The organism is Streptomyces sp. NPDC029956, assembly GCF_055574655.1.
The window spans coordinates 30,933-37,922 of record NZ_JBVHZJ010000001.1; the positions used below are offsets into that span (position 1 = coordinate 30,933).

A 6,990-nucleotide genomic window follows, 5' to 3' on the forward strand; every position below is an offset into this window, starting at 1 on the left:
AGGGCAACGGATACGTCCTCCTCAAGAACAGGTACCGCACCGACGCCGCCCTCGGCGACTGCCTGCGCACCTTCAGCGGCAACGACACCGTCCAGGTCGGCTCCTGCACCCCCGCCGCCGGCGAATACACCTCCATGCGCCTGTGGAAGGCCGTCGACCAGGGCAACGGATACGTCCTCCTCAAGAACAGGTACCGCACCGACGCCGCCCTCGGCGACTGCCTGCGCACCTTCAGCGGCAACGACACCGTCCAGGCCGGCTCCTGCACCCCCGCCGCCGGCGAATACACCTCCATGCGGCTCTGGAACGCCGCCGCCTTCGCGACGGGCTGGCCGACCCGTCCGGTGACCGGCCAGAAACGGGCGCTGGTGATGGCCACCCACTGGAACGACGTCGCACCGGTCGATCCCGCGCCCGTCGAGCAGGCGACCCTCGGGGCCGGTACGCCGTCCCTCAAGACGTATCTCCAGGAGGTCTCCGGCGGGCTGCTCTCGCTCACCGGCGACATGCTGACCGGCGTGGACCTCGGGGCGCGACCGGCCGGCTGCGAGTCGGCGGCGATCCTGAGCGCCGCCCGGGCCGCCGCGCGGGCGCGGGGCGTCGAGCCGGACACGTACGACTACCTCTTCGTCGACATCTCCCGCCACTCGGCGTGTGCCTGGGAGGGACTCGCCGCCGTGCCCGGCAACTGGATCCTCTCCAACGGCGTGGGGCACAAGACGTGGATGTGGACCCATGAGTTCGGCCACTCCTCGGGCTTCCAGCACTCCGACACCCTCAAGGGCTGCCCGGCCACGGGCAGCGTCACGACCGTGAACGGCGCGTGCACGGTCTCCGGAGGCGACGACCCGACCGACACCATGGGCGGCGGCGGCATGCACCTCTACCCGGTCGACTACCGGCAGTTCGCCGGCTGGGTGCCGGACTCCCAGGTGCCGCGCGTCACCGCCACCGGGAGCTACCAGCTGGGCGTGCTGGGAGAGAGCGGCATCCAGGAGTACCGGACGGCCCGCCCCGACGGGAGCTTCGTGTCACTGGAGTACCGGCGCGCCACCCCGCCCTACGACGACTACGTCGCGACCGACCCCCTGGTCAATGGGGTGATCGTCCGTATCGTGACCGCGGGCGGCACCGTGAGGAACCGGCTCGTGGACGCCACCCCGGGCACGTCGACCACCGACGACGCGCCGCTGGCCGCGGGCAGGACGCTGGTGGACGAGGACGCCGACACGGCCGTCACGGTGTGCTCGGTGGGCCCCCAGGGCGCGGACCTGCGCATCGCGGTGGACGGCACGACACCTCCCGCCTGCTGATACCGCCGGCGCGCGGTGGGGCGGCGGGCCCCCTTGTCCGTCGGCACCGGAGCGGCCCGGGAGAATGGCACCCCGGGCCGTTCCTCGGACGTACGTGGTCGTGGCCCGGCCGAGCGGAGAGACGAAGGACCGATGACGCTGAAAGTGGGCCGGCGCGTACAGCTGGCGGTGGAACTCGCCCTGACCGGTCAGGTCGCCCTGGCCGAGGAATCCCCGACGGAGCCGGCCGCCGTCGTGGGCTTCCTGGCCCTGGCGGCGGGTACCGAGGGCACCGTCGAAGAGGTGGCCGACGACCGCCGGGAGAGCAAGGAGGTCCAGGAGTACGCACGGCTCAAGTCGCTCCTCGACGACTTCGGCCACCAGATGCCACCGGGGAGCAGGGCGCAGCTGGAGGAGCAGGTCGCCGGCCTGGAACCGGCGTGGATCGCCTACCAGGAGGCGGTGATCCCGGTGCGGGTCCGCGTCCGGCTCGACAACGGGTTCGTCCTCCGCGACACGGCGGGGGACGTCTTCGTCGCCGTCTGACACCTCGGTCGGGCCCGACCGACACCTCGACCGGGCCCGACCGACACCCTCGCTCGGCGCCGTCCGACACGCTCGTTCGTCGGCGGGTGGCCGGTCATGGTCCCTTCGCCGGCACCGGGCGCCGGATCAGGTACGCGGCGGCGGAGGCGACGAGCACCAGCATGCAGGCGATGAAGACCAGCCCCGCCCCCTCCAGGCCGAGCGGGTCGGCCAGCAGTCCCACGCCGATGACCGGGATCGAGATGCCGGTGTACGCGACCACGAACAGGGTCGAGATCACCGCCGCTCGGCGGTCCGGCGGCGCCGCGGCGGCGACGGAGGCCAGGGCCGCGCGGAACGCGAGACCCTGGCCCACACCGCCGACCACGGCGGACAGGACGACCAGCGCCAGAAGGTCCGTGTACAGGGCCGCCCCGAGGAGGACGAGACCTCCGAAGAGCACCACGCAGCCCAGGGGCAGCGAGCGCGTCACCCCGACGCGGTCGACGGCCAGTTGCCCTGCGGTGGAGGCGAAGAAGGCGAGGGCCACGACCAGGCCGCTGACGGCGTGGTTGTCGACGTGCAGGTATCGGGCGAGGAACGCGGGACTCACCGAGGTGAACACCCCGAAGAGGGCGAACCCCACGAACGAGGCGATCGCCGCCGGCACGAACACGGCCCGCACCTGCGGCGGCAGCGCGGGCCGCTGCGGCCGGACGGCGGCCGGACCTCGCCGTTCCCGTACGGTCTCGGGGAGCCACAGCAGGACGCCGACCGAGACCGCCACCAGGCCGAGGTGCACGGCGAACGGCAGGACCAGGGGGTCGGGGGCGTACTCCGCGAGGAGTCCGGCGAGCAGCGGCCCGCAGCCGAGCCCTCCCATGTTGGCGGCCGTGGCCACGAGCGTCGCCCGGGATCCTCCGCCGCGCGGGGCGAGCTCCATGACGTAGGCGGTGGCGGCGCCGGTGAAGAGACCGGCCGACAGACCGCAGAGGAGCCGGCCCGCGTACAGCCAGCCCAGGGCGTCGGCGAGCAGGAAACACACGGCGCTCGCCGCCGCGAAGCCCAGACCGCAGAGCAGGGTCGGGCGTCTGCCGACGGTGTCCGAGGCATTGCCCGCCAGGAGGAGTACGCCGATGACCCCGAAGGCGTACACGGCGTAGACGACGGTCACCGTCAGCTCGGAGAACCCGAACTTCTCCTGGTAGAGGGGGTAGAGCGGGGTGGGCAGCGTGGTGCCGGCCATGCATACGACGAACACGGCTCCGGCCAGCAGACAGCGCAGCCAGCCCCGGCGGTCGCCCCGTACCCCGGGGTCACCCTCCATGCCACGATCGCCCTGCACCCCACGATCGTGTTCCACGCCCCTGTCACCTTCCATGCAGCGGACCGTATCCCCGCCGACCGCCGACCCAGGGGCGCGAACTGCGGCAATCGCGTCGACGTCACCCGGTCGACGAGGCCCGCGCACGGCGGTGCGTGCGGGAGGACCGCGCCTCCGCCGCGCGGCGGAGCATCGCCCTCGGGATCGCCCACCACCGCCGGAGCCGCGTCCGCGCGGCGTGAGCGGCATCCGGGGAGCCGCGTACCAGGGGCATCCGGGCAGCTGCTCACCGGGGCATCCGGGCAAGGGGCGCCGGAACGTCAGGGCCTTTCTCGGCCCGGGTCGTTCCTCGGCCCCTTCGTCGGCGCGTCGGTCGGTACGTGGCTGGGCGCGTGGCTCGACGCACGGCTCGATGCGGGCTTCGGGCCCTTCTCCGGTGCGCTCCCGTGTCCGCCCTCGCGGCCGTAGGCGTGTCCGTTCCCCTGTCCCTCCCTCGGGCCGCTCTTCGGGCCGTTCCCGACTCCGTTGTCCGATCCGTTCCTCTCCCCGTGCTCCCCGCCCCTTCGCCCGTCCGGATGCGGCGCCGGCCGCGTGGCCGGGCTCAGGGACAGGGGTGCGGACGTGACACCGGGCAGGGTCGTCGCGCCGGCCGCCGGGGCGGTGGTCCCGCCCGGCGTGGCGAGGGGTGTCGTGGGGACGTGCGTCGGTTCGTCCGCGAAGGGACTGGGCAGGTCCACGGCGGCGATGGCCACTCCGCCCAGCGTCACACTCGCGAGGGCCGCGGCGAGGGCCGCTCTCAGGGAACGCCGGCGAAGTCGCCGCGCGGCGCCGGGAGTCCAGTCGTCGCGGCGCCGTGCCCGGCGCACTCGGCCGGGGACGTGCAGGCCGGCGTCACGCGCGGCCCGGAAGGCGGCTCGGGCGCTCGCTTCCGCCTCACGTACCGCCGGCCCGGTCGTTCCGCCCGCGGCGACGCCGCCGCCCGTCACGAGCCCGTCCGTGGCGGCAGTGGCCGTCGCCTCCCGGTCGCCGCGCAGCGCGGATCGCAGAGTCCGCTCCAGACCTTCGTACCGATGCTCGTCGGGCATCCCATCACCTCCCTGTTCCCCTGAGTTCCCGCGCCAGCCGCTTCAATCCGCGGTGTGCGGCGGACCGTACCGCACCGGGGCGTTTGCCCAGAACCCGGGCGGCGGTCGGCCCGTCGAGGCCGACGACGACCCGGAGCAGCACGGCTTCGGCCTGCTCCCGCGGCAGGCCCATGACCAGCGCGAGGGCCTGCTCCGTGGAGAGGGTCTCCAGGGCGTCCCCCGCCGTGTCGGCGGCGGCGGGCAGTTCGAGCACGTCCGGTTCGAGCAGGGCCGGCCGGGGACGGGAGCGGGCTCTCCGCAGGTGGTCGAGTGCCCGGTGGCGGGCTATGGTCGCGGTCCAGCCGCGGAAGCCCACGCCGTCGCCGCGGAACCGGCCGAGGTCGCGGGCGATCTCCAGCCAGGCCTCGGAGGCCACGTCCTCGGCGTCCTCGCCGACGATGCCCCTCAGGTAGCCGAGGAGCCCCGGGTAGACGGTCCGGTACGCGTACGCGAAGGCCTCCTCGTCGCCCTCCTGCGCCCGCGCGACGGCCGAGCCGAGTTCGGGATCGCGTGGCGTGGTGGGCGCGTGCCCCGTCCCCTCGTCCACACGATCCTCTTCACCACCGGTACGTCCACGAACCTCCGGTCGCCACGGCGTACCGGAAGGAAGTCATCCTGTCAGACCGTCAGCACATGCCCGCCGCCAGACCGTCCGGCGCCGGGACGGGCCGTCTGCGGGTACGGGGTGGCCGCCGCCCGTGCAGGGTGAGGAAGTAGGTCTCGAGGGACTCCTGCGGTCCGATCTCGAAGCGGTTCACGGTCCGGCCGAGCGGATTCCACAGCCGGCCGTCCGGCATCCGCGACCCGACGGGGTGGGCGAAGACGGACCGGAGCAGGTGCTCCGGGGGGATGTCGACCCAGACCGCGCCCGCCTCTCGTACGAGCACCTCGCCGACGTAGGCGCCGATGCCGATCAGCGGCCCGGCCATGTCCTCCCGTCCGGCGCCGCCCTGCCGGAGTCCGTCGACGAGCCGGTCGACGACGCGCAGGCTCGCCGCGGTGTAGTCCAGCGGAAGCCGAGCCCTGGCGGTGGCACGCCCCACGAACGCTGCTGCGTGACGCCCCATGTCGGCCGCGGACAGCGTCAGGTTTTCGCGGTCCATACGTGATCACCCTTCCCCTTCGAAGCGGCGTGTCTCGCCGGATGATCAAGCGGACGCCGGTCCGGAAACATCACGCAGGGCGCGCGTGACGCTGCTCACACACCGTCGAGGGTGCCCGCCGGTCGACGCGACGGCATCGGAGGACTTCCCGCCGTACGGCGGCGCGGGCGCCGCGCTCCACGGCGAGACGGACGTCCCCCTCGTCTACGGATGACCGGCACCGCGGGCCCCGCCAGTGGGCGGCCTCCGCGGGCCGGCTCCCGCCCAACCACTCCCCTCTGTTCGCCCCCGACGTGCGTACGGCCCTGCCGCCCGCCGTCACCGCGCTCGCGGTGGCGGCCCTCACCCTGCCGGCCGGTCCTGAGCTGCCCGGCCCGTCGCCTACGGGGTGACCGGGCCGCGCTCGTGCGGGATCTTCTCCCCGGCCTCGACCGCGACGGGCAGCCGGTTCTCGGCCGGCGGCAGCGGGCAGGTCGCGAAGTCCGTGTACGCGCAGGGGAGGTTGGTGGCGCGGTTGAAGTCGAGCACGACCTCGCCCTCGGGGCCGGGCGCGTCGATCCGCAGGCTGCGGTTGGCCGCGTACGTGGTGACGCCCGAGGTCGCGTCGGTGAAGAGCACCGTGAAACCGCCGGGGGTGTATCCGTTGAAGGCGGTCAGGCTCAGTTCCCGGCCGTCGAGGCGGAAGGTGATGCTGCCCGGGGCGTCGTAGACGTGCCGGAGCCCCTCGACGGAGGCGCCGACGGTGGTCGGCCGCGGCTCGGCGAAGGGGACGTACCGGCCGGTGACGACCCAGCGCGGATCGGGCGCGTACGCGGGTGTCCCGGCGAACGCGACGCGCAGCGGGTGGCCGGGACGCCTCGGCCGGACGATGTGGTGGCCGCCGCGCTTGGCGACCTCGATCACGGTGTCCCCCCAGACGGCGTCGACGCCGCCGCGCTCCGGGATGACACCGAAGTCGTACCGTCCGCGGACGGCCGTGCCGTCGACGACGAGTTCGGTCCCCTCGTCGAGTGCGACGGTGACGCTGTCGGGTCCGGTCGACCAGAGTCCGGGGGCGTCGAGGACCCGCTGCGGTTCGTCGGTGAGCCAGTGCAGGCCGGTGATGGCGAGGAAGCCGTGCTCGGCGGCGAGCCGGGCGTCCTTGTCGCGGTGCCACTCCTCCCACTCCGCGGTGAAGGCCTTCACGTCGGGGGCGGGGGCGGCGTCGACGCCGGCCACGGTCGTGGGAACGGGGATGTCGCGGGTGGTCATGGGTCCTCCTGATGTCGTCTGCGCGTCATGTGCGGGCTTGCACCGGGAGGCCGCTCGCGCCCGCCCGTGCCGACGGGGCCCGAAGGGCCGTCGGAGGGTGACGCTCAGGGGTGTGACGGGGGCACGGTGGTCGCGCGGGCGACGGCCGGCTGCCGGGACGAGGGCCTCGGGGTCAGCCGGAACAGGACGTGGTCGTGACGCGCACGTAGTCCACGTGTCGGCGCGTCACGAGCGGAGTCATACGGCCAGCAAAGCACAACTGCCGTGGGGGGGGGGGGGGGGGGGGGGGGGGTGGGGGGGGGGGCGGGGGGGGGGGGGGGGGGGGGGGGGGGGGGGGGGCGGGAGCGGGGGGGGGAGTCACCCATCTCCCA

At 74.1% G+C, this 6,990-nt stretch carries 8 protein-coding genes; 3 read left to right on the plus strand and 5 right to left on the minus strand.

What is annotated here, in order from left to right:
• The coding region (locus ACZ4XX_RS00105; protein WP_468505713.1) for an RICIN domain-containing protein at positions 1–1,313 on the plus strand (1,313 nt) is incomplete at its 5' end.
• Positions 1,314–1,445: 132 nt separating this feature from the next.
• On the plus strand, positions 1,446–1,838 hold the full coding sequence (locus ACZ4XX_RS00110; RefSeq protein WP_468505714.1) for a hypothetical protein: 393 nt from the start codon (positions 1,446–1,448) through the stop codon (positions 1,836–1,838).
• A gap of 94 nt (positions 1,839–1,932) precedes the next feature.
• On the opposite strand, the gene ACZ4XX_RS00115 is transcribed toward ACZ4XX_RS00110, so the two are convergent.
• The 4 genes from ACZ4XX_RS00115 to ACZ4XX_RS00130 all read right to left on the minus strand — a co-directional run bounded on the left by ACZ4XX_RS00115 (position 1,933) and on the right by ACZ4XX_RS00130 (position 5,368).
• The gene (locus ACZ4XX_RS00115) at positions 1,933–3,144 is read right to left on the minus strand and encodes an MFS transporter (protein WP_468505922.1); all 1,212 of its coding nucleotides are present in this window, start codon (positions 3,142–3,144) and stop codon (positions 1,933–1,935) included.
• Between the two features lie 317 nt (positions 3,145–3,461).
• Entirely contained in the window at positions 3,462–4,226 is a 765-nt protein-coding gene (locus tag ACZ4XX_RS00120) for a hypothetical protein (RefSeq protein WP_468505715.1), read from the minus strand.
• Positions 4,227–4,230: 4 nt separating this feature from the next.
• Entirely contained in the window at positions 4,231–4,812 is a 582-nt protein-coding gene (locus ACZ4XX_RS00125) for an RNA polymerase sigma factor (RefSeq protein WP_468505716.1), read from the minus strand.
• Positions 4,813–4,891: 79 nt separating this feature from the next.
• Complete coding sequence (locus ACZ4XX_RS00130; protein WP_468505717.1) at positions 4,892–5,368, minus strand: hypothetical protein; 477 nt, start codon at positions 5,366–5,368, stop codon at positions 4,892–4,894.
• Between the two features lie 85 nt (positions 5,369–5,453).
• Here ACZ4XX_RS00130 and ACZ4XX_RS00135 point away from each other — a divergent pair, with 85 nt between their 5' ends.
• Positions 5,454–5,582: a hypothetical protein gene (locus ACZ4XX_RS00135; protein ID WP_468505718.1), complete on the plus strand. Its 129-nt coding sequence runs from the start codon at positions 5,454–5,456 to the stop codon at positions 5,580–5,582.
• Positions 5,583–5,749: 167 nt separating this feature from the next.
• Here ACZ4XX_RS00135 and ACZ4XX_RS00140 read toward each other — a convergent pair whose 3' ends face one another.
• Entirely contained in the window at positions 5,750–6,619 is an 870-nt protein-coding gene (locus tag ACZ4XX_RS00140) for a DUF1684 domain-containing protein (RefSeq protein WP_468505719.1), read from the minus strand.
• Positions 6,620–6,990 lie beyond the last annotated feature (371 nt).

Bases quoted from the DNA above. Each gene is read 5' to 3' on its own strand.
- ACZ4XX_RS00110 (WP_468505714.1), top strand. From the start codon at position 1,446: ATGACGCTGAAAGTGGGCCGGCGCGTACAGCTGGCGGTGGAACTCGCC.
- ACZ4XX_RS00115 (WP_468505922.1), bottom strand. From the start codon at position 3,144: ATGGAGGGTGACCCCGGGGTACGGGGCGACCGCCGGGGCTGGCTGCGC.
- ACZ4XX_RS00120 (WP_468505715.1), bottom strand. From the start codon at position 4,226: ATGCCCGACGAGCATCGGTACGAAGGTCTGGAGCGGACTCTGCGATCC.
- ACZ4XX_RS00130 (WP_468505717.1), bottom strand. From the start codon at position 5,368: ATGGACCGCGAAAACCTGACGCTGTCCGCGGCCGACATGGGGCGTCAC.
- ACZ4XX_RS00140 (WP_468505719.1), bottom strand. From the start codon at position 6,619: ATGACCACCCGCGACATCCCCGTTCCCACGACCGTGGCCGGCGTCGAC.